Here is a 21,254-nt window from a genome sequence, read left to right on the forward strand (position 1 = left end):
TGGACATGGGTAGATCACATGGTTTCGGGTCTACGACAACATACTCAATCGCCCTATTCAGACTCGCTTTCGCTACGGCTCCGTCTCTTCAACTTAACCTCGCATGCTATCGTAACTCGCCGGTTCATTCTACAAAAGGCACGCTATCACCCATTAACGGGCTCTAACTTGTTGTAGGCACACGGTTTCAGGATCTATTTCACTCCCCTTCCGGGGTGCTTTTCACCTTTCCCTCACGGTACTGGTTCACTATCGGTCACTAGGGAGTATTTAGCCTTGGGAGATGGTCCTCCCGGATTCCGACGGAATTCCTCGTGTTCCGCCGTACTCAGGATCCTCCTAGGTGTCATCCAAATTTCGTCTACGGGGTTTTTACCCTCTTTGACATACTTTTCCAAGTATTTCGACTATCTGAATGGACTACCATATCGGAGTCCTACAACCCCAACAAGCAAGCTTGTTGGTTTGGGCTTTTCCCGTTTCGCTCGCCGCTACTCAGGGAATCGAATTTTCTTTCTCTTCCTGCAGGTACTTAGATGTTTCAGTTCTCTGCGTCTACCTCGACTGTGCTATGTATTCACACAGACGTAACATCCTATAAAAGATGCTGGGTTCCCCCATTCGGAAATCTCTGGATCATAGCTTACTTACAGCTCCCCAAAGCATATCGGTGTTAGTCCCGTCCTTCATCGGCTCCTAGTGCCAAGGCATCCACCGTGCGCCCTTATTCACTTAACCTTTGACCTTACGGTCGGTTTTTCAAGCACTTCTTCTAGCGATAGAAGGTTACTTGACTAAAATAAGCGTTGAACTTATTAAAAAACTCTTTTTTGTTCAACTCGGTGTGTGTTACTTGTTTTGATTTCTTCAATATCCAGTTTTCAATGAACAATACTAATTTTGAGAGTAAACCTCTCAAAACTGAACAAAGGCAAACGATGTGTAGTCTTCCGAAATATTCCTTAGAAAGGAGGTGATCCAGCCGCACCTTCCGATACGGCTACCTTGTTACGACTTCACCCCAATCATCTATCCCACCTTAGGCGGCTGGCTCCAAAAAGGTTACCTCACCGACTTCGGGTGTTACAAACTCTCGTGGTGTGACGGGCGGTGTGTACAAGGCCCGGGAACGTATTCACCGCGGCGTGCTGATCCGCGATTACTAGCGATTCCGGCTTCATGTAGGCGAGTTGCAGCCTACAATCCGAACTGAGAGAAGCTTTAAGAGATTAGCTTAGCCTCGCGACTTCGCGACTCGTTGTACTTCCCATTGTAGCACGTGTGTAGCCCAGGTCATAAGGGGCATGATGATTTGACGTCATCCCCACCTTCCTCCGGTTTGTCACCGGCAGTCTCGCTAGAGTGCCCAACTGAATGATGGCAACTAACAATAAGGGTTGCGCTCGTTGCGGGACTTAACCCAACATCTCACGACACGAGCTGACGACAACCATGCACCACCTGTCACTTTGCCCCCGAAGGGGAAGCTCTATCTCTAGAGTGGTCAAAGGATGTCAAGACCTGGTAAGGTTCTTCGCGTTGCTTCGAATTAAACCACATGCTCCACCGCTTGTGCGGGCCCCCGTCAATTCCTTTGAGTTTCAACCTTGCGGTCGTACTCCCCAGGCGGAGTGCTTAATGCGTTTGCTGCAGCACTGAAGGGCGGAAACCCTCCAACACTTAGCACTCATCGTTTACGGCGTGGACTACCAGGGTATCTAATCCTGTTCGCTCCCCACGCTTTCGAGCCTCAGCGTCAGTTACAGACCAGAGAGCCGCCTTCGCCACTGGTGTTCCTCCATATATCTACGCATTTCACCGCTACACATGGAATTCCACTCTCCTCTTCTGCACTCAAGTCTCCCAGTTTCCAATGACCCTCCCCGGTTGAGCCGGGGGCTTTCACATCAGACTTAAGAAACCGCCTGCGCTCGCTTTACGCCCAATAAATCCGGACAACGCTTGCCACCTACGTATTACCGCGGCTGCTGGCACGTAGTTAGCCGTGGCTTTCTGGTTAGATACCGTCAAGGGATGAACGTTCTACTCTCATCCTTGTTCTTCTCTAACAACAGAGTTTTACGATCCGAAAACCTTCTTCACTCACGCGGCGTTGCTCGGTCAGACTTTCGTCCATTGCCGAAGATTCCCTACTGCTGCCTCCCGTAGGAGTCTGGGCCGTGTCTCAGTCCCAGTGTGGCCGATCACCCTCTCAGGTCGGCTATGCATCGTTGCCTTGGTGAGCCGTTACCTCACCAACTAGCTAATGCACCGCGGGTCCATCCATCAGTGACGCAAAAGCGCCTTTCAACTTTCTTCCATGCGGAAAATAGTGTTATACGGTATTAGCACCTGTTTCCAAGTGTTATCCCCTTCTGATGGGCAGGTTACCCACGTGTTACTCACCCGTTCGCCACTCTTTTTCTTTCGGTGGAGCAAGCTCCGGTGAAAGAAAAAGCGTTCGACTTGCATGTATTAGGCACGCCGCCAGCGTTCGTCCTGAGCCAGGATCAAACTCTCATAATGATTTGTTTGAACGATCCAAAGGATCGTTAAGCTCATAAATTAAAACTTTTGCTAGCTATTGCTTGCATGTATTTGCTTCATAAAATGAAGCGTCCTACACATTGGTTCGTTTGCTTGCTTTGTTCAGTTTTCAAAGGTCTACGTTGTTGTGTTAGCAACTTTTATATCATATCAGAGTGACAAGTGATTGTCAACACTTTTTATAAAAGTTTTTTTCGCTTGTTGTTTTTCAACAACGTTGCGGCTGCCTTAGCAACTTAATCATCATAACAAATGATTTGTTATTTGTCAACAACTTTTTTTAATTAATTTGTTGTCATATCAACAACGATTAATCTTTTTAAATTTGCGACTTCGTTATAATATCATCTGTATTCTCGTGCGTCAAGCTTTTTTTCAAAAAAGTTTTTTGAAGCCAGTAGCTATTTGGCACATGTAATAATATACCAACTTTCATCCTATTCGTCAACCCTAAAACGCTTGATAGAACAACGTTTCTAGTTAGTGCGTTTCCAAAGCTGATGCGCAATTATTTTATCCTTTTTGTTCGTTAATCAATGCGAATCTTCTCTTCTGCTCTCGTAATGTTCGTGTTTTCTTTTTTGAGTTGTTTTAATTCCTATCATTCTTATAAATTTAAGTCTGAATTTGTTCATTTTGTTGAATATTTGCTAAAATGGAGAAAAGAATATTGTTCCTAGGAGGATACATATGAAGATATTGGTAGCTGATGATGATAAAGAGATTGTTGAACTATTGAGTATTTATTTACACAATGAAGGGTATGAGGCGGTCAAAGCGTATGATGGGAAAGAAGCCTTATCCAAAATTCGAACCACCGCTGATATTGAACTACTGATTTTAGATATCATGATGCCCGAAATGGACGGTATGCAGGTCGTCAAAGAACTGCGTAAGGAATCCCAAATCCCTATTATTATGTTAACAGCAAAAACAACTGATATGGATAAGATTCGTGGATTGGTAGCTGGCGCAGACGATTATGTAACTAAACCTTTCAATCCTTTAGAAGTAATGGCCCGCGTAAAATCATTATTAAGAAGAACGAAAATGCAAACTCCTTCTAATCAACCGGAAATATTAGAAGTCAGCTCACTGATCATCAATCGTGATTCACATGAAGTGAAGACGATTGATGGGAATGAGATTCAATTAACTGCTCTGGAGTTTGGTATTTTGTATTTGCTTGCTTCTCATCCCAACCGTGTATTTAGTGCAGATGAGATTTTTGAGCGGGTGTGGAAACAAGAAAGTGTCGTTTCTGCGAAAACTGTCATGGTTCATGTCAGTCATTTAAGAGATAAGATTGAAGAAGCAACTGATGGTGAGAAAGTCATTCAAACAGTGTGGGGAGTTGGCTACAAAATAGATGCGAAGTAAACCCGTTGAAAAGAAGAAGCGTATTACCCTGACTTCCAAAGAAATCAGCGAACTTTTTGCTGAAGGAATCATCACCGTTGTCCTTTTACTTCTATTAAATGTCGCGATAATTGTCGTGGGTACTTCTGTGCGAGAAAACTCACCTCTTTTGGTCGAAGCTATCTATGAATCGAAGACTGCCTTTACAGATGCTTTCAATACGGATATTTTTAGGAGCGGTCGTAATTTCATTCTGCCCTTGTTTTTCTTTTTGGATGTCATCGTTTTGTATTGGCGTTTGATCCGTAGGTATCATCAAATGCAATTGCGTCACATCATCAGCGAGTTGCATTACATTGCTGAAGGCAATTACGACCACCGAATTCCGTTTGAATTAAGAGGTGATCTGAATCGCGTGGTGTCAAATATCAATGTCCTCGTTGATAGTACGGTAGCTGCGATTCAAGACGAACGAAGAATTGAACAATCCAAAGATGAATTGATTACCAATGTCAGTCATGACATTCGCACACCATTGACATCGATCATTGGTTATTTAGGACTGATTGAAGATCGTCAATACCATTCTGAGGAAGAACTACTAAAATATACCCATACGGCCTATGTGAAAGCCAAACAAATGAAATCGTTGGTAGACGATTTGTTTGAGTATACCAAAGTGCGCCAACCAAGTGTGCCTATCAACTTAGTCTCCTTCGACATGGCACAATTTGTTGAACAACTCGCTGCGGACTTTGAATTGGAGGCAACCCGCAAAGGAATCAAAATCGAAACATATACGCGTCCTAATCACATCGAAATGGACGGCGATACCGAAAAATTAGTACGCGTCTTTAACAACCTGCTTTCTAATGCACTGAAATATGGTAAGGGTGCAGACACGATACGCATGGAAGTCGAAAAAGTTGGGACTGAAGCAATTCTGACCGTCAAAAACAATGGGCAAATGATTCCCAAACAAGCTTTAGATTCCCTTTTTGACCGTTTTTATCGAGTAGAGGAATCTCGTTCTCAAGAAACCGGAGGTACTGGTTTAGGGTTGGCGATCGCCCAAAGTATCGTTGCCTTACATGGCGGCTATATCTATGCAAACTCCACACCTGAGTGGACTTCCTTCATTATCCACTTGCCGTTGACGCGCAACAATCTGTCCTCAACACAGAACTATGGTTGACGAAAAAGTTATTTTTCGTTATGCTATGGTAAATAATATAAACACAGAACCTAGTATATGCGTTTTTTCTTCAGAGAGCTGATGGATGGTGAAAATCAGTGATCAAACGGATAGAATCCAGTTCTTTGACGTGTATTTTTCGAAAGAAAAATCGTCGACTCACGATACGAGTATCAAGGGCAGCTGAAGCTGAACTTGGGTGGCACCGCGAATGGTTATTTCGTCCCAAGCAACAAGGGATCGGAGTAACCATTTTTTGTATACAAAAAAGGAGGAATTAATCATGTTAGATGTAAAAATGATTCGCCAAAACTTTGAAGAAGTACAGCAAAAACTAGCAACTCGAGGTATAAAAGCAGAAATTCTTGAACACTTCTTGACCCTCGATGAACAACGCCGACAACAATTGGTCAAAACAGAGGAATTAAAAAAATTACGCAATGACGTATCTGGCGAAATAGCTGCTTTGAAACGGGCCAAGGAAGACGCGACAGATAAAATCACTCAAATGAAAGAAGTGGGCAGTCAAATCAAGCAATTAGATGAAGCGATTGACACAATCGATGAAGAAATCAAGCATATTGCTACGACATTACCTAATCTACCGAATGAATCAGTGCCTGTTGGTAAAGATGAAGACGATAATGTGGAAGTAAGACGCTGGTCAACACCCAAAAGCTATGATTTCGAACCAAAACCACATTGGGAAATTGCTGAAGCGCTAAACATTTTAGATTTTGAACGCGGCGCCAAAGTTTCAGGAAGCCGATTCGTCTATTACAAAGGTCTAGGGGCCCGCTTAGAACGTGCATTGTATAACTTTATGCTCGATCAGCATGTTTATGAGCATGGCTATACGGAAATGATGACTCCTTACATCGTCAACAGCCAGTCAATGTTTGGTACTGGTCAATTCCCAAAATTCAAAGAAGATGTTTTCCAATTGGCAGATACCGACTTAACATTGATTCCAACTGCTGAAGTGCCACTGACCAACTACTATAATGGTGAGATTTTAAATGGCGAACAACTTCCCGTCTACTTTACAGCGCTCAGCCCTTCATTCCGTTCGGAAGCCGGCAGTGCTGGTCGAGATACCCGTGGCTTGATTCGCCTACATCAATTCAACAAAGTAGAAATGGTCAAATTTAGTGATGCCCAACATTCTTATGAGGAATTAGAAAAAATGACCGGTAACGCAGAAGATATTTTGCAAAAATTGAACTTACCATACCGCGTCATGGCTTTATGTACTGGTGATATGGGCTTCTCAGCGGCTAAGACCTATGATTTAGAAGTCTGGATTCCAGCACAAGATACCTATCGTGAAATCAGTTCTTGTTCAAATTGTGAAGACTTCCAGGCCCGTCGTGCGATGATCCGTTACCGTGACCAAGAAGGAAAAATCCACTACATGCACACGTTGAATGGTTCTGGCCTAGCTGTTGGACGAACTGTAGCAGCCGTCTTAGAAAATTATCAAAACCAAGATGGCAGTGTAACGATACCTGAAGTACTCGTACCTTATATGGGTGGTTTAACCAAAATCGAAAAAGCATAAATCTGAACTATGACTGCCAAAAGCGCAGCCATAGTTTTTTTATTGACATGGATTGCGCCATTACTCTATACGATTTTCTAATAGACAACGCACAGCCATAAATAAATCCGCTCCCATTGATCAACAATAAAAAAACTATCGTTTTTTTCAGATGTTATATTAGAAAAAAGCAACGTTTCTTTAATTCCACTAAGAAAGAAATCAGGAGCGTTGAAAGAATATTACAATTATGTTACGGTTGGTTTACTTTATGATGTTAGATGGAGGGAGTAAGCCAAATGCCTGATAAAAAGTCATATGCTCGTCGGAGTGATTTACACAAGAAAACTACTGACTTAGCCAAGGGTCAGAATCAAACTAGTCCTACTGAAAATAAAATAAATACTGAGGTGCACTCAGATAAGTCGAATCACTTGACGAAAAAAAAGAAAACACTTTATGGAAAATATATTTTCAGCTTAGTTGCATTATTGATCATTGTGATTATTGCAACGGCTGGTTATATCACCTACACATTACAGCAGCAAGAAAAGGCTGCGCAAGCAAAGTATGAAGCTGCGGCTAGCTCTTTGCTAGATGACATTGCCCAGCAACAAGCACAGAATGGACTTGCTACCCAAAGTCAGTCCTTATCCAAAGGTGCGCGCAAAGAAGTGATCTATCGACCAGAAGATGACAGTAAGTTCCCTATTGATGATGCAACTAGCAAGCTGACAGCATTGGTTGAAAAACTAGACAAAAAACACACGGATAAGGAACGCGTCACGATTGCTCAAATCAAATCGAAGGCTGTGTCTTCCAAGGTCTCCGTTTATTCTTTACAGGCCGACAGCTACGTTTGGAACCGAGAAACCGAAAAATTTCAAGATGCAGATACCTTATCTGAGTCTTCTATCTATGTCTCTGAAAAAACAAATGCTGTTCTGACTATGAAAGATTTGATTCCAGATCAAGGGAGTCTTTTAGGCATCCAACAAGTGATTCAACAAAAGATTCTAAATCAAGCAGATGATCCCGATAAAATCATTGATGCTGTGTTGAGTATGGATCGCATCACTTTTGATTCAAAAATGACCTATGCGCCAGAAAAATTAACGATTGAATTACCCAAAAACCAAACTGGGGTCGACAAAATCACACTGGATTATAAAGATATCGCTGCATTTATTGATACCGATTTGGTAAAACCAGAAAGCGTCAAAGATGCTCTACCCGTATTGGACCAAAATAAAAAGTATGTCGCACTGACTTTCGATGATGGACCGAATAATTCCTCCACTTTAGATTTACTCGATATTTTGCAACAAAACGATGTCAAAGCGACCTTCTTCATGCTCGGTCAAATGGTGGCGCAATATCCTGATTCCGCGAAAAAAGTTGCTGAAGCTGGACATGAAATAGCTAGTCATTCCTATTCTCACCCTCAGTTGAACACATTATCAACCGAGGACTTGAAAGAAGAAATCTTCAAAACAGACAAAGCAATTTTTGATGCGACCGGTACACTACCAAGAAATTTACGACCACCCTATGGCGCGATCGACAAGCAAAGTACAGAAACGATCGGTATGCCAATCATTCAATGGGATATTGATTCTCAAGACTGGAAATCAAAAGACCCTGGCAAAATCAATGCTGTCGTTAAACGGAATGTATTTAATGGTGCTATTATTTTGATTCATGATATTCATCCAGAATCTGTAAAAGCTGTGCCGGGTATTATTAAAATGCTCAAAGAAGAAGGCTATACGTTCGTCACTGTAGATCAATTATTGAATGGAGAACAAAGACCGCTGCATCAATACTTCGGTATGTCGGATGAACGCTTAGTTGAATAGAACAAACAAACGCCGAGGATCGACATCTCGGCGTTTGTTTGTTCTATTCTCTTTCATACACATTTGTGGTAAATATTTGAATCAGCAATGCTGCTACAGCATCTGGCGCCATCTCAGGAAATGCTTTTAACCAGTGTTCAATCAGTCCAATCGACCCACACACGAAATAGCTCAAGCATAATTCTAATTCTTCGGTCGTCGCTTCTTTGAAATAAAGCGCAAAGCGTTTGAATGTTTCTGGTTTGATCTCAGTCATTAACAGATTCAATAAATGGCTATTATTCAACAAAATCAAATGAGTCGTACTTGGATTTTCATATAGGATTGTCAGCAACTTTGATAACCATAAATCAAGGGAAAGACTTTCTTGTTGCAAGTTACCTGAAATCTCACGAACCAATTCAGTTTCGATTTCTTCAAGCAACGCCGCTGTATCCTTATAATATTTATAAAAAGTTCCTCGATTGATATCTGCCCGTTCTGCAATTTCTTTAATGGTGATTTTTTCGAATTCTTTTTCTAATAGTAACTCTTGAAATGCTTGTCTGATCACATTTTTTGAATATATTGTTCGGCGATTCCCCGCTACTCCAGCCATTAGATACTCCTTCCTAGCCAACACATTCTCTTTATTTGTCTATTTCATAACATTCACATAAGCATTGAGGATTGCCCCCGCTTTTCTTTACTAGTATACTAACACCATGTGATTAAATCAACACGTGTTTATTAGATGGAGGCTATTGAATGAGTTATGTTGAAGTAAAGAACGAATGTAAAAGATACCAAATGGGTGAGACGACAATCACTGCGAACGATCACCTGTCTTTTTCGATTGAAGAAGGCGAATTGGTCGTTATTTTGGGTCCTAGTGGTGCCGGAAAATCAACTGTCTTAAATATTTTAGGTGGTATGGATTCCCCCGACGAAGGACAAATCATTATTGACCAAGTCGACATCGCCCAGTTCTCAGACAAACAATTGACAGAATACCGCCGCAAAGATGTCGGATTCGTTTTCCAATTTTATAACTTGGTACCGAATCTGACTGCCAAAGAAAATATTGAATTGGCGACAGAAGTTTCACCTAACGCCCTTGATCCTGATGAAGTCCTTGCACAAGTGGGCTTAGAAAATCGCAAAAACAATTTTCCCGCTCAACTTTCTGGTGGCGAGCAGCAACGGGTATCGATTGCCAGAGCATTGGCGAAGAATCCTAAATTGCTACTCTGTGATGAACCAACAGGTGCTCTAGATTTTGAAACTGGGAAGCAAGTGCTGAAACTCTTGCAAAATGCCAGTCGTGAAAACGGAAATACGGTATTGATCATCACCCACAACAGTGCCATTGCACCCATCGCTGATCGCGTGATCCATATCAATGATGCTACTGTACGATCAATTGAAGAAAATAAAGAGCCGATTTCTATCGACGATATCGTTTGGTAGGAGGCAATGATGAAAAATAAAACCTATTTAAAAGCCAGTTTCCGTGAAATCACTCAATCAAAAGGACGCTTCATTGCCATTACCGTGATTATTTTTCTCGGTACTTTTCTCTTTGTCGGTGTGAAAGCGACTGGACCCATATTGAATCATTCAGCTAGCGCCTACGTAGATGGGCAACAATTGGCGGATCTGCAAGTCACATCCACGATGGGTCTCACTGAAGAAGACCTTGATGTTGCAGCAAAAGCGGATGCGGCTGTCGAATCTGCCTATCAGTTTTATGCAGCCGTAAACAGCGATGAAGTCGTTCAAGTCAACTCCTACAATAAAGAACAGTCATTGAACCAGCTTTTGGTCAAAGAAGGACGCTTACCTGAAGAGAAGAACGAAATCATTTTAGATACTGAGGCCAAAAATTATGGCTATCACCTAGGTGATTCCTATACATTCGAGGATACGGATAACTTGTCGAATGAAACCTACACAATCGTTGGTTTTGCAGACTCACCCATCTATATTAGTGTCGCCGAACGCGGCTATGCCAATGTCGGCAGCGGTGTGGTCTCTTACTTCGCATATGTACCGGAAAACAACTTTACTATGGATGTCAAATCGATCCTGTATTTTGCCTTTGATGATGTCCAAACATTGGAAACCTACGGGGATGCATACGTTGAAAAGATGGACAGCCACCAAGAATCAATCGAAGCACTCTTTGCCGATCGTCCACAAGCGCGCTTGGCTGAAATCAAAGCAGATGCCATGGAAGATATCACACCCGCGCAAGACGAACTAGCGGACAATCAAGCAAAACTGGATGACGCCCAAACGCAATTAGATGATGCAAAGGCACAGCTTGATGAACAAGAAGCGGCTTTAAGCCAATTACCGCAAGCACAACAAGCCGCCCTCAACAGTCAAATCACTGCAGGCAAGGCAGAATTGGCACAGCAGCAAGAAACTTTAGACGAACAACAAGAAACATTGGACGACGCACAACAAACCATTCAAGACAATCTCGCTGACTTAGATGACTTGGAAGAACCAACCTATCTCTATAACCAACGGAAGGACAATCCTGGTTTCCAAGAATATGGTGGGTTATCTGATCGAATCGCAGCTATTGCGAATGTCTTCCCCGTCTTCTTCTTCTTTATCGCTGCATTGATCACCTTTACAACGTTATCGAGAATGGTGGAAGAAAACCGGAAAGAGATTGGGACCTTAAAAGCATTAGGTTATGGAAAAGCGGAAATCTCAATCAAGTATTTGATTTATGCCCTACTCTCTTCCACGATTGGTATCGTCAGTGGAGCCGTATTAGGAACTGAACTGCTGCCCCGTTTGATTTATTTCCTATCGAGTGATCGCTATTTATTGGATGGGATTCGTGTATATTATGTTTGGTCCCCCATTATTTTAGCCGCGGGCGCCTTTTTGATTGCAGCACTTGGTGCCTGTCTTTTTGTTTTGATCAAAGAATTACGGGAAAAACCAGCCCAATTGTTGCAAGTACGGGCGCCAAAACCAGGAAAACGGATTTTCTTGGAAAGAATCACCCCGCTCTGGTCTCGTTTAAGCTTTAATCAAAAAGTCAGCTTTCGAAATATCTTCCGCTACAAATCACGTATGGTCATGGCGATCATCGGCATCGCTGGATGTACAGGATTGATGGTCGCGGGGGTTGGCTTGAAAGATTCCCTAGGCTCCGTCACCAGCAAACAATTTGGACCAATCACCGATTATCAAGCAGTCGTGACGCTGGCAGATAGCAAAGACGCTACGTTAGAGAAAGCCGAAACAACCCTTGCTGATGATCCAGCAGTGAACAGTACATTAGCGGTAAACAGCGAAACGATTGAGATTCGGCCAAAGAATCAAGGCAAACAAAGTCTGACTTTGATGGTTCCTGCTGATAACGATGCTTTCGCAGAGTATGTTCATTTGACCTCTCCTGATGGTGAGGAGTTATCTTTGACTAATCAAGGTGCGGTTTTGACAATGAAATATGCTGAACTCTATGATATCCATGTAGGAGATACCCTGACTTTCTACAATAGTGATCAAGTATCTTTTGAGGTGAACATCAGTGGTATCGCCGAAAACTACTTAGGTAATTCACTATACCTATCGCAAGAAACCTATGAAGCGATGACTGATTCAACCAGTACACCGAATACCTTATTGCTCAAAAGCGATACAATGAGCCAAAAACAAGAAGAAACTCTCTCTACCACATTGTTAAAAACCGATAGTGTCAAAAATACAACTTTCCTCTCTACGCAAATCAATACCCAAAACGAATCAATGGGCAATTTAGACTCGATTGTTTTGATCTTAGTCGTATTGTCTGGCGCACTGGCCTTTGTGGTGTTATACAACTTAACAAATATCAATGTGTCAGAACGGATTCGTGAATTATCTACTATCAAGGTATTGGGTTTCTACAATAAGGAAGTCACGATGTATATTGTACGGGAGAATATCGTCTTTACATTGTTTGGTATTTTGGCGGGCTATGCCGTAGGATACTTCTTGACCGACTTTATTCTCATGCAAGCCTCAATGGAGAATATGGTCTTTCCCCTTGTGATCAATTGGCCTGCTTATGCATTGGCAGGAGGAATGACGATTCTCTTTACCGTCATTGTTATGTTTGTCACCCATGTGAGATTGACCCATGTGAATATGATCGATGCGTTAAAATCCAACGAATAGAAAAAGACATCTGCCGCCTTCAAGTGAGGCACAGATGTCTTTTTTAATGTTTCACGTGAAAACAATTATGATTTCACAGAATAATTTGGTGCTTCTTTTGTGATTTGCACATCGTGAGGATGTGATTCTTTCAATCCGTTTCCACTCATTTGAATGAATTGGGCATCATCCCGTAATTGTTGCAGATTAGCGGCGCCTACATAACCCATACCTGATTTCAATCCGCCAATCAGTTGGAAGATAATATCAGATACGCTGCCCTTATAAGCGACGCGTCCTTCAATACCTTCAGGGACTAATTTGTTGGCTTCGTTGACACCACCTTGGAAATAGCGATCGCTTGAGCCTTTTTCCATTGCACCTAGTGATCCCATACCACGGTATGTCTTGAAGCGACGACCTTGATAAATTTCAAATTCACCTGGAGACTCATCCGTACCTGCTAACATGCTGCCTAGCATCACTGCATGACCACCAGCGGCTAATGCTTTCACGATATCTCCAGAATACTTGATTCCGCCATCTGCAATAATTGACTTGCCGTATTGACGTGCAACAGATGCTGCATCATAGATAGCTGTCAATTGCGGTACGCCGACACCCGCAACGACCCGTGTTGTACAAATCGATCCAGGACCAATACCAACCTTCACGACATCAACACCCGCATCATACAAGGCTTTGGTTCCTTCTGCTGTTGCGACATTTCCGGCAATCAATGTCGCTTCTGGAAATTGACCGCGAATTTCAGAAATTTTACGCAAAACACCTGCACTATGACCGTGAGCTGTATCGATCACAATCGCATCAGCGCCTGCATCTAACAACGCTTGCGCACGCTCAAAGGTATCGCTAGTAACACCTACCGCCGCCGCTACTAAAAGGCGGCCATGGGTATCTTTGGCAGCATTGGGGAATTCGATTACTTTTTCAATATCTTTGATGGTGATCAAACCACTCAAACGTCCTTGTTCATCAACAATTGGTAATTTTTCGATTTTGTGTTGTTGCAGGATCTTTTCAGCATCCTTCAGTGAAGTACCCACTGGCGCGGTGATCAATTGATCTTTCGTCATAACATCAGCGATAGACATTGTATAATCAGTGACAAAACGCATATCACGATTGGTAATGATGCCGACAAGTGTACGATTTTCCATCGTTTCCACGATAGGTACACCGCTGATTCGATATTTGCTCATCAAATGTTCTGCATCCGCCACGAGATGACTTGGTGTTAAGAAAAACGGATCAATGATCACGCCGCTTTCTGACCGTTTGACTTTACGCACTTCATCCGCTTGTGCTGCAATACTCATATTCTTGTGAATTACGCCAAGACCGCCTTGGCGCGCCATTGAAATGGCCATCTTGCTATCAGTTACTGTATCCATACTGGCACTTATGATTGGTATATTCAACGTAATATTCGGGGCAAGTTGCACACGCATATCCACATCGTTTGGCAACACGTGACTTTCTGCAGGAATCAATAGGACATCATCGAACGTTAACCCTTTTTTTACAAATTTGGTTTCCCAGTTGGACATTTTTGTAACCACTCCTTAAAGTTTTTAGGTATTTTAAAAAAAATATCAAAATTCTTTTCATAAGTCAACCATTCAGAAAGCTTTCTTATTTATCGTTAGGAATCAGAATAGGAATTCTCATAATCTGCTTTGGTTTTCTCAAAAAGGCAGCCAGATGCGTCTGACTGCCTACAAAAATAATACTGACTATTCTAGGTTGTGATTACACAGCCGTCTTATTTTCTCTCATACAGATGGCTGCCCCGATTGCACCAATCACGACAACAATACCTGCAACATAACAGATATGGGTCAATCCGCTATCAAAAGCTTGAATGACGGTCTTTTGCAATTCAGCTGCGAAAGGCGCTTGATTGACTGTATCAGAAAAAGCAATCTCATGGCCAGAAAAAGGACCAGCACTGATCAAGCTATCTGTTAGTTTGATTGGCACATTCATATTGTCTGCATTGGCATTGACCACTTCGGCATAGCGATTGGCTTCGACTAGCCCTAAAATCACCACACCAAAACTCGTACCAAATTGACGAAATACATTTAAAAGTCCTGAAGCCATACCCATTTCTTGAGGAGCAACACCTTCTAGACCAGCTGAATTCAGCAATGGATTGACGATTCCGTTGGCTATACCGATCATCACTAATGTTGGCCATAGTTGCGCATAACCCATTGTTGGTGATAATTGACCGATCAAGAACAAGAAACCGCCCCCGCTAATCAATAATCCAGCAGCAATCATCCATTTTTTGGCAAATTTATTGCCCAAGATACCTACAACTGGACCTAGAATCAATGACCAAACAGATAACGCTAACTGACGCACGCCTGTGTCAAATGCCGACCAGCCAATGTAGTTTTGCATCAAAACAGTCAAATATGTATTGAATGCATAAATACCGGATCCCAATGCAAAAGCAACGATGACGGAACCGACAAAATTGATATTTTTGAACATCTTTAAATTCATCATTGGTTCTTTGACTTTTGCTTCGGTGACAATAAATAGAACCAAGAAAACGATCGCCAACACCAACCAGCCGCCAACTCTGAAATCTGTCCATGCCCAATCTATATTGGTCTCTTTTTGGATCAGCCCATAGATGGCACTGAATAAAGCTGCAGTTGAAAGAAACATCCCCAGCACATCGATTTTTTGTTCATGACCATAACTAGGTGTTTCATCTACAAAGCGCACAGTCATCAATACAGCAATAATCCCAATCGGCAAATTGATGAAGAAAATAGATTCCCAACCAAAAGCATCCACCAATAGACCACCAACTAATGGGCCAGAAGCAGAAGACAAGCCAATAACAGAACCCAAGATACCTAGAGCCAGTCCTCGTTGCTTGCCTTCAAAGTTTGATGCAACCAGTGCCATAGACAAGGACATCATCCCGGCACCGCCAACTGCTTGGATCCCACGACCAATATCCAAAATCAGTAAAGAAGGGGCAAACCCATTCAAAACGGACGCGGCGATAAAGATCACTAAGCTGCCTAAGAAAATCTTTTTGCGCCCATACATGTCACCTAACTTAGATACGATCAGCAATGTAACAGCAAAGACCAATGTATAGGCATTTAACACCCATTGTAATTGTGTGAATGGGGCATCAAATGCTTTTTGCATCGTGGGCAATGCCACATTGACAACTGTTACATCTAACAAACCCATAAAGACGCCTAATGATAAGGCAATCAATGAAAACCATTTTTTTGACGCTTTGTCCATAATGATTCAACACTCCTATATATAAATTCAATTGCTTGTAGTTAAATGGCAGTTCGTTGTTCAATCTGTTGATTGATCCACGAAAGCTTTGTTTGTGCCAACTGGATATCTAAATCATAGGCTGACACGATGACATCAAAGCGAGGCGCCATATCAGGAAATTCGACGCGATGGGCCTGCATATCCTGTTGTGCTTGTTGATAAAATAAAAGATCACTTTCGATAAAGCTTTGAAACTCAGTCAAAATCTTCAGCTGTACTGGCATTGACACACTATTCAATGAACGTAATTTGAAATGGATCATATCATTTCGTTTCGCATCCGATGGAATATCTGCTTGCATCAGCTGGGCAAAACGTGCTGTCCCAGCAGCTGTAATGTGCCATAACTTGGTTTTGCGGACATCTTGCTGCTCTGTTGACGTGATCAATCCTTCTTTTTCTAACTTCTCCAAGGATGGATACAAGACCCCACTTGAGACCTTACGCATAGGTTGTAATGCAGATCCAACGATTTTTTGCAGCTTATAACCGGTTTTATCCCCACCAACGAGTGACCCTAATAATAATAAATCGTACATAGGTACCTCCTTTGCAATCTATATCAGTCTTTTAGATATATCGACTTGCTTATTATAGGTCTTTTAGATCTATTGTCAAGCAAAAAAATTCCCCGCTGCTTTTCTTTTATAAAAAGAGAAACAACGGGGCTGCTCATTAGCCTCTAGGTACAGAGAGACTGCTGATAATATTATATTTGCGTTTTAAGTAATACTTCGCTGCCAATGCAACCGCACCGATCAGCGCTTCAATCACTGGATCAACTTGTGGATTGAATGGCGCCGGAATCATCGCTGATAGAGAAATCACAACGATCCATAATAAGAATGCACCGACCAATATCAAGATAATCTTCCACATCTTAGGTCGTTTGCTCTTATCAGCACCAGGTCGTTCATATTGATACATGTATTTGTACATCAAATAGAAGACCCAACCAGCCAAGATCGCCATCAAGAACAAGGTCAATAAGCCATATGGCTGTGCTTGTCCCCGGGTAAAGATACCCATAACACCTAACATCAGCCCGAAGATACCAAGGATCAGCAAGGTATTGTCTAACCACATCAGAAACGGGCCTGATTCTTTCTGTACAACCGGCTTGTTAATGATCGCCTCTGTTCGTTCAGACACCGTACCAAACAATTGTCTAGCTGTCTTCCCGCCCTTTTGTTCTTTTACTAGGACTGGCAGTATGTCGTGCAGTGCTACAGTCTTTTCTTCTTCAGAAAGATTGGCGGCTTCTAATGATTTTTTTAAATCAAAAATATATTGTTGATTACGTTTTGTTAATTGTTGTTCAAATTCACGATTTTCGGAAACATAATTTCGCAGAGTTTCTGGTTCCATGAATTGATTCTCCCTTCTGCGCGTTTTCTTCACAATGGACATTTTACCACAAAATCCTTAGGAAGAAAGCCCTTTATACGTTAAAACGGAACAACATGACATCGCCATCTTGCACGATGTATTCTTTTCCTTCCAAACGAACCCGTCCTGCTTCTTTGGCGGCTTGCATTGTGCCGTATTGGTCTAGGTCTTCAAAGGAAACTGTTTCTGCGCGAATAAAGCCGCGTTCGAAGTCTGTATGGATAATACCAGCTGCTTGCGGTGCTTTGATTCCTTTACGGAATGTCCAAGCCCGGACTTCTTGTTCTCCTGCCGTAAAGTAAGTCGCTAGGCCTAATAAGTCATAGGCTGCTCGAATCAATTGATCCAATCCAGATTCTTCGATACCCAAAGCCTCCAAGAAATCAGCTTTATCTTCTTCTTCTAATTCAGCGATTTCTTCTTCAGCTCTCGCACTGATCACAATCACTTCAGCATTTTCGCTATTGGCAAATTCTTTGACTTTGTTGACGTAGTCGTTGTGGTCATAATCTGCCACATCATCTTCAGCAACGTTAGCCACATAAAGCACAGGCTTCGTCGTCAATAAGAACAAGCTTTTGACGATGCGTTGTTCTTCTTCCGTAAATTCAATAGAACGCGCAGAAATCCCTTCTTCTAAAACGGGTTTGATTTTGTCTAATACGGACAATTCTGCCACAGCATCCTTGTCTTTGGTTTTGGCGATTTTAGCCACCCGTGTATATCGTTTGTTGACAGATTCTAAATCAGCCAACACCAATTCTAAATTAATGGTATCGATATCTGCTAACGGATCTACGCGACCTTCCACGTGAGTGATATTATCATCATCAAAACAGCGAACAACGTGACAAATAGCGTCTACTTGGCGAATATGGCTCAAAAATTGATTCCCTAGTCCTTCACCTTTACTCGCGCCACGTACGATACCGGCAATATCCGTAAATTCAAAAGTCGTTGGTACTGTTTTTTTAGGATGAACCAATTCTGTTAATCGCTGCAAGCGCCAATCTGGTACTTCCACCATGCCTACATTGGGATCGATCGTTGCGAAGGGATAGTTAGCGGCTTCTGCGCCTGCCTTCGTGATTGCATTAAATAAAGTCGATTTGCCTACATTTGGTAGACCGACGATTCCGGCTGTTAACGCCATAATTTACTTCACTCTTTCTCTTTTTTTTCTAGAATTTTTTTCATTTTTTTATCAAAATCACGTCGGGTCAACATCACGATGTGACCGCAATTGGTACATTTGATTTTGATATCGGCACCCATACGGATGATTTCCCACCGATTTGCCTTGCAGGCATGTGGTTTTTTCATTTCGACAATATCCCCAAGATCATACATTCTTTATCACCTCAAGCTTCATCAAATTGAATATTCAACAAATCTAATATACGGGTCAAATCTTTTTGAGACAAATACTCGATTTCGATTTTCCCTTTGCCTTCTTTTTCGCGAATCTCTACATTCGTGCCGAATTTATCCATTAAACGGTCTTCGCTTTCACGCAAATAATAAGGTTTCTCGCGTATCAGGCGCGGCACTTTTTTCTTTTCATTTTTGGTATCATTCATTTCAGAGACCAATTGCTCTAATTGACGAACCGTAAAGTTTTCTTTCACACAGCGGTTGGCCAATTTCAAGATTTGATCTTTGTTTTTCAATCCTAACAACGTACGGGCTTGTCCCATAGATAAGCGATTGTCTTGCACCATTTCTTTGACAAGTTTAGGCAATGTGAGCAAACGTAAGTAGTTCGCAATATATGGACGGCTTTTGCCCAAACGCTCAGCGACTTCGGCTTGTGTCAACTTGAGGTTTTTCATCAACATATCGTAGGCTTCGGCTTCTTCTAACGGATTCAAGTCTTCTCTTTGCAGATTTTCCAAAACGGCGACTTGCATCATCGCTTCTTCATCAAAATTGCGGATAATCGCTGGAATCGTTTCTTTTCCTGCTAATTTTGACGCACGAAACCGACGTTCACCTGCAATGATCTCATAGCCTTTGACCGTTGATTGACGGACAATGATTGGTTGGAAGACCCCTGCATGCTGAATCGAGTTGGCCAATTCTTGCAAAGAAAGTTCATCGAAGGTTTTTCGTGGTTGATATGGATTCGGACGTAATTCATTCAAGGGAAGCTCAACGACTTTTTCGGTCTTGATATCGACTTCTTCTAATCCTTGCAGGTCTTGAAACAAGGCATCAATGCCGCGACCCAATCCTTTGCCTTTATTCTTCACGTGCTAACACTTCCTTTGCTAACGTTTGGTACACTTCCGCTCCTTTAGAACGTGGATCATAATCAATGATCGACAGTCCGTGGCTAGGGGCTTCAGATAAACGTATATTCCGTGGAATGATCGTTTCATACACTTTTTCTTGGAAGTAGCGACGCACTTCTTCAACGACTTCAGCACCCAAATTGGTCCGGGCATCATACATCGTTAACAAGACACCTTCGATTTCTAATTCTGGATTGAAATGCTTTTGGACTAAACGAACCGTATTCAACAACTGGCTCAACCCTTCTAACGCATAATATTCGCATTGGACAGGAATCAAAATCGAATCACTGGCGGTAAATGCATTGATTGTTAAATGGCCCAATGAAGGCGGACAATCAATGAAAATATAATCATATTGCTCATTGATTTCATTAAGTGCTGATTTAAGGCGTGATTCTCGTGCCATCATCGAAGTCAACTCAATTTCGGCACCTGCCAATTGGATCGTAGCTGGAACAATATCCAAATTTTCGCGGCTGCTTGGCAGAATTGCTTCGACGATCGGTGTTTCATTGACTAAGACGTCATAAATATCTTTTTCTACGTCTGGTTTGCGGATACCGACACCGCTGGTGGCATTTCCTTGGGCATCGATATCGACTAATAAGACTTTTTTACCGACAAACGCTAAACTTGCACCAAGATTGACAGTCGTCGTTGTTTTGCCGACACCGCCTTTTTGGTTTGCAACTGATATAATACGAGCCATTGATTTTCCTCCTACTTGATTGGTTGTTTCGCTGGCGTACCTGGTTTACGTGGAAACTTCTTTGGTGTTTCTTTGGTTTTTTGAATGATCAGTACATGTCGTTCATCACCGCTGACAGGCAATGAAAAACTTTTTTCTGTGATGAATTTGCCGCCAAGTTGTGAGATCGCTGGTTTGGCTTCAACAAACTCTTCTTCACTTTTGGCCGCTTTCAGGGCATAAAAATAGCCTGATTTTTTTACCAATGGCAAACATAATTCAGCTAAGACATTCAATCTAGCAACAGCGCGGGCCGTCACATAATCAAATTGCCCACGAAACTGCGAATTTTGTCCAAAGGTTTCGGCACGATCATGGTACAAATGCACGCCTTGCAGACCGAGAGCCGCAACTAGATTTTGCAAAAATGTGATGCGTTTGTTCAATGAATCGACAATCGTGATCTCTAATTTAGGAAAAACGATTTTCAAAGGGATACTTGGAAAACCAGCACCTGATCCGACATCACACAAATGACTATTTGTCGTGAGATCAGTTTCAAATGCTAAAGCGACAGAATCAAAAAAATGTTTTAAGTACACGTCTTTTTCTTCCGTGATCGCGGTCAAATTCATTTTTTGATTCCATTCGATCAAACAATGAAAATAGGCAGAAAATTGTTCCATTTGCGCTGGTGTTAAGTCAATACCTTTTTTGGCTAATGCGTGTTGAAATTCTTCAGGCTGCATAGTGGATCCTTTCTATTTCGTGAAACAGAAAATGTTTCACAGACTAATTCCTACTTTAACGCAAAAAGTACCTTGTTGCAAGGTCAGACAACGGGAAAAAAGAGAATTTACGCTTTTTTAAATTGGCTTAATTGCGA

General features: G+C 42.1%; 16 protein-coding genes, 2 rRNA genes and 1 other annotated feature. Of the genes, 6 read left to right on the forward strand and 12 right to left on the reverse strand.

Features of this window, described 5'->3' with window-relative positions:
• Positions 1–738 (reverse strand): 23S ribosomal RNA (locus A5886_RS00005); the annotation flags it as partial.
• A 228-nt stretch (positions 739–966) separates the two neighbouring features.
• Positions 967–2,526: ribosomal RNA gene (locus tag A5886_RS00010) — 16S ribosomal RNA — on the reverse strand.
• 711 nt (positions 2,527–3,237) lie between these two features.
• On the opposite strand from A5886_RS00010, the gene croR reads away from it, so the two are divergent.
• From croR to A5886_RS00030, 4 genes are all read left to right on the forward strand, one after another.
• The gene (gene croR / locus A5886_RS00015) at positions 3,238–3,927 is read left to right on the forward strand and encodes a response regulator transcription factor CroR (protein WP_086273067.1); all 690 of its coding nucleotides are present in this window, start codon (positions 3,238–3,240) and stop codon (positions 3,925–3,927) included.
• A complete protein-coding gene (locus A5886_RS00020) occupies positions 3,917–5,101 on the forward strand; it encodes a sensor histidine kinase (RefSeq protein ID WP_086273068.1) in 1,185 nt (394 codons plus the stop codon). Before croR ends, A5886_RS00020 begins: the two co-directional genes overlap by 11 nt.
• 31 nt (positions 5,102–5,132) lie before the next feature.
• Positions 5,133–5,332 (forward strand) — a binding site (T-box leader).
• Between the two features lie 52 nt (positions 5,333–5,384).
• A complete protein-coding gene (serS, locus tag A5886_RS00025) occupies positions 5,385–6,662 on the forward strand; it encodes a serine--tRNA ligase (protein WP_086273069.1) in 1,278 nt (425 codons plus the stop codon).
• A gap of 278 nt (positions 6,663–6,940) precedes the next feature.
• Positions 6,941–8,500, forward strand: a complete 1,560-nt coding sequence (locus tag A5886_RS00030; protein WP_086273070.1) for a polysaccharide deacetylase family protein — start codon at positions 6,941–6,943, stop codon at positions 8,498–8,500.
• Positions 8,501–8,543: 43 nt separating this feature from the next.
• Here A5886_RS00030 and A5886_RS00035 read toward each other — a convergent pair whose 3' ends face one another.
• On the reverse strand, positions 8,544–9,098 hold the full coding sequence (locus A5886_RS00035; protein ID WP_086273071.1) for a TetR/AcrR family transcriptional regulator: 555 nt from the start codon (positions 9,096–9,098) through the stop codon (positions 8,544–8,546).
• 149 nt (positions 9,099–9,247) lie between these two features.
• On the opposite strand from A5886_RS00035, the gene A5886_RS00040 reads away from it, so the two are divergent.
• Together A5886_RS00040 and A5886_RS00045 are read left to right on the forward strand one after the other, a co-directional pair.
• Positions 9,248–9,949, forward strand: coding sequence for an ABC transporter ATP-binding protein (locus A5886_RS00040; protein WP_086273072.1), 702 nt, complete (start codon positions 9,248–9,250; stop codon positions 9,947–9,949).
• Between the two features lie 9 nt (positions 9,950–9,958).
• Positions 9,959–12,667, forward strand: coding sequence for an FtsX-like permease family protein (locus A5886_RS00045; RefSeq protein ID WP_086273073.1), 2,709 nt, complete (start codon positions 9,959–9,961; stop codon positions 12,665–12,667).
• 65 nt (positions 12,668–12,732) lie between these two features.
• Here the strand turns inward: A5886_RS00045 and guaB are convergent, their stop codons facing one another.
• The 9 genes from guaB to rsmG form a co-directional block, all read right to left on the reverse strand.
• Positions 12,733–14,217, reverse strand: coding sequence for an IMP dehydrogenase (gene guaB / locus A5886_RS00050; RefSeq protein ID WP_086273074.1), 1,485 nt, complete (start codon positions 14,215–14,217; stop codon positions 12,733–12,735).
• Between the two features lie 202 nt (positions 14,218–14,419).
• Positions 14,420–15,952 carry an MFS transporter gene (locus A5886_RS00055; protein WP_086273075.1) on the reverse strand — a complete coding sequence of 511 codons (1,533 nt, stop codon included), beginning with the start codon at positions 15,950–15,952 and terminating at the stop codon, positions 14,420–14,422.
• Positions 15,953–15,993: 41 nt separating this feature from the next.
• Entirely contained in the window at positions 15,994–16,533 is a 540-nt protein-coding gene (locus tag A5886_RS00060) for a PadR family transcriptional regulator (RefSeq protein WP_086273076.1), read from the reverse strand.
• A gap of 136 nt (positions 16,534–16,669) precedes the next feature.
• The gene (locus tag A5886_RS00065) at positions 16,670–17,362 is read right to left on the reverse strand and encodes a DUF1129 domain-containing protein (RefSeq protein WP_086273077.1); all 693 of its coding nucleotides are present in this window, start codon (positions 17,360–17,362) and stop codon (positions 16,670–16,672) included.
• Between the two features lie 73 nt (positions 17,363–17,435).
• Positions 17,436–18,536, reverse strand: a complete 1,101-nt coding sequence (gene ychF / locus A5886_RS00070) for a redox-regulated ATPase YchF (RefSeq protein ID WP_086273078.1) — start codon at positions 18,534–18,536, stop codon at positions 17,436–17,438.
• A gap of 8 nt (positions 18,537–18,544) precedes the next feature.
• Positions 18,545–18,733 carry a DUF951 domain-containing protein gene (locus A5886_RS00075; RefSeq protein ID WP_086273079.1) on the reverse strand — a complete coding sequence of 63 codons (189 nt, stop codon included), beginning with the start codon at positions 18,731–18,733 and terminating at the stop codon, positions 18,545–18,547.
• Positions 18,734–18,744: 11 nt separating this feature from the next.
• A complete protein-coding gene (locus A5886_RS00080; protein WP_086273080.1) occupies positions 18,745–19,635 on the reverse strand; it encodes a ParB/RepB/Spo0J family partition protein in 891 nt (296 codons plus the stop codon).
• Positions 19,625–20,389, reverse strand: coding sequence for a ParA family protein (locus A5886_RS00085; protein ID WP_086273081.1), 765 nt, complete (start codon positions 20,387–20,389; stop codon positions 19,625–19,627). The genes A5886_RS00080 and A5886_RS00085 overlap by 11 nt, the downstream gene beginning before the upstream one ends.
• Before the next feature lie 11 nt (positions 20,390–20,400).
• Positions 20,401–21,117 (reverse strand): 16S rRNA (guanine(527)-N(7))-methyltransferase RsmG, encoded by a 717-nt coding sequence (gene rsmG / locus A5886_RS00090; protein ID WP_086273082.1) that lies wholly within the window; start codon positions 21,115–21,117, stop codon positions 20,401–20,403.
• Positions 21,118–21,254: the final 137 nt, after the last annotated feature.

Source organism: Candidatus Enterococcus testudinis (assembly GCF_002140915.1).
Lineage (GTDB): Bacteria > Bacillota > Bacilli > Lactobacillales > Enterococcaceae > Enterococcus_D > Enterococcus_D testudinis.

What these genes read in the sequence shown, in the direction of transcription:
- croR (WP_086273067.1), top strand. Translation starts at nt 3,238, where the DNA reads ATGAAGATATTGGTAGCTGATGATGATAAAGAGATTGTTGAACTATTG.
- A5886_RS00020 (WP_086273068.1), top strand. Translation starts at nt 3,917, where the DNA reads ATGCGAAGTAAACCCGTTGAAAAGAAGAAGCGTATTACCCTGACTTCC.
- serS (WP_086273069.1), top strand. Translation starts at nt 5,385, where the DNA reads ATGTTAGATGTAAAAATGATTCGCCAAAACTTTGAAGAAGTACAGCAA.
- A5886_RS00030 (WP_086273070.1), top strand. Translation starts at nt 6,941, where the DNA reads ATGCCTGATAAAAAGTCATATGCTCGTCGGAGTGATTTACACAAGAAA.
- A5886_RS00035 (WP_086273071.1), bottom strand. Translation starts at nt 9,098, where the DNA reads ATGGCTGGAGTAGCGGGGAATCGCCGAACAATATATTCAAAAAATGTG.
- A5886_RS00040 (WP_086273072.1), top strand. Translation starts at nt 9,248, where the DNA reads ATGAGTTATGTTGAAGTAAAGAACGAATGTAAAAGATACCAAATGGGT.
- A5886_RS00045 (WP_086273073.1), top strand. Translation starts at nt 9,959, where the DNA reads ATGAAAAATAAAACCTATTTAAAAGCCAGTTTCCGTGAAATCACTCAA.
- guaB (WP_086273074.1), bottom strand. Translation starts at nt 14,217, where the DNA reads ATGTCCAACTGGGAAACCAAATTTGTAAAAAAAGGGTTAACGTTCGAT.
- A5886_RS00055 (WP_086273075.1), bottom strand. Translation starts at nt 15,952, where the DNA reads ATGGACAAAGCGTCAAAAAAATGGTTTTCATTGATTGCCTTATCATTA.
- A5886_RS00060 (WP_086273076.1), bottom strand. Translation starts at nt 16,533, where the DNA reads ATGTACGATTTATTATTATTAGGGTCACTCGTTGGTGGGGATAAAACC.
- A5886_RS00065 (WP_086273077.1), bottom strand. Translation starts at nt 17,362, where the DNA reads ATGGAACCAGAAACTCTGCGAAATTATGTTTCCGAAAATCGTGAATTT.
- ychF (WP_086273078.1), bottom strand. Translation starts at nt 18,536, where the DNA reads ATGGCGTTAACAGCCGGAATCGTCGGTCTACCAAATGTAGGCAAATCG.
- A5886_RS00075 (WP_086273079.1), bottom strand. Translation starts at nt 18,733, where the DNA reads ATGTATGATCTTGGGGATATTGTCGAAATGAAAAAACCACATGCCTGC.
- A5886_RS00085 (WP_086273081.1), bottom strand. Translation starts at nt 20,389, where the DNA reads ATGGCTCGTATTATATCAGTTGCAAACCAAAAAGGCGGTGTCGGCAAA.
- rsmG (WP_086273082.1), bottom strand. Translation starts at nt 21,117, where the DNA reads ATGCAGCCTGAAGAATTTCAACACGCATTAGCCAAAAAAGGTATTGAC.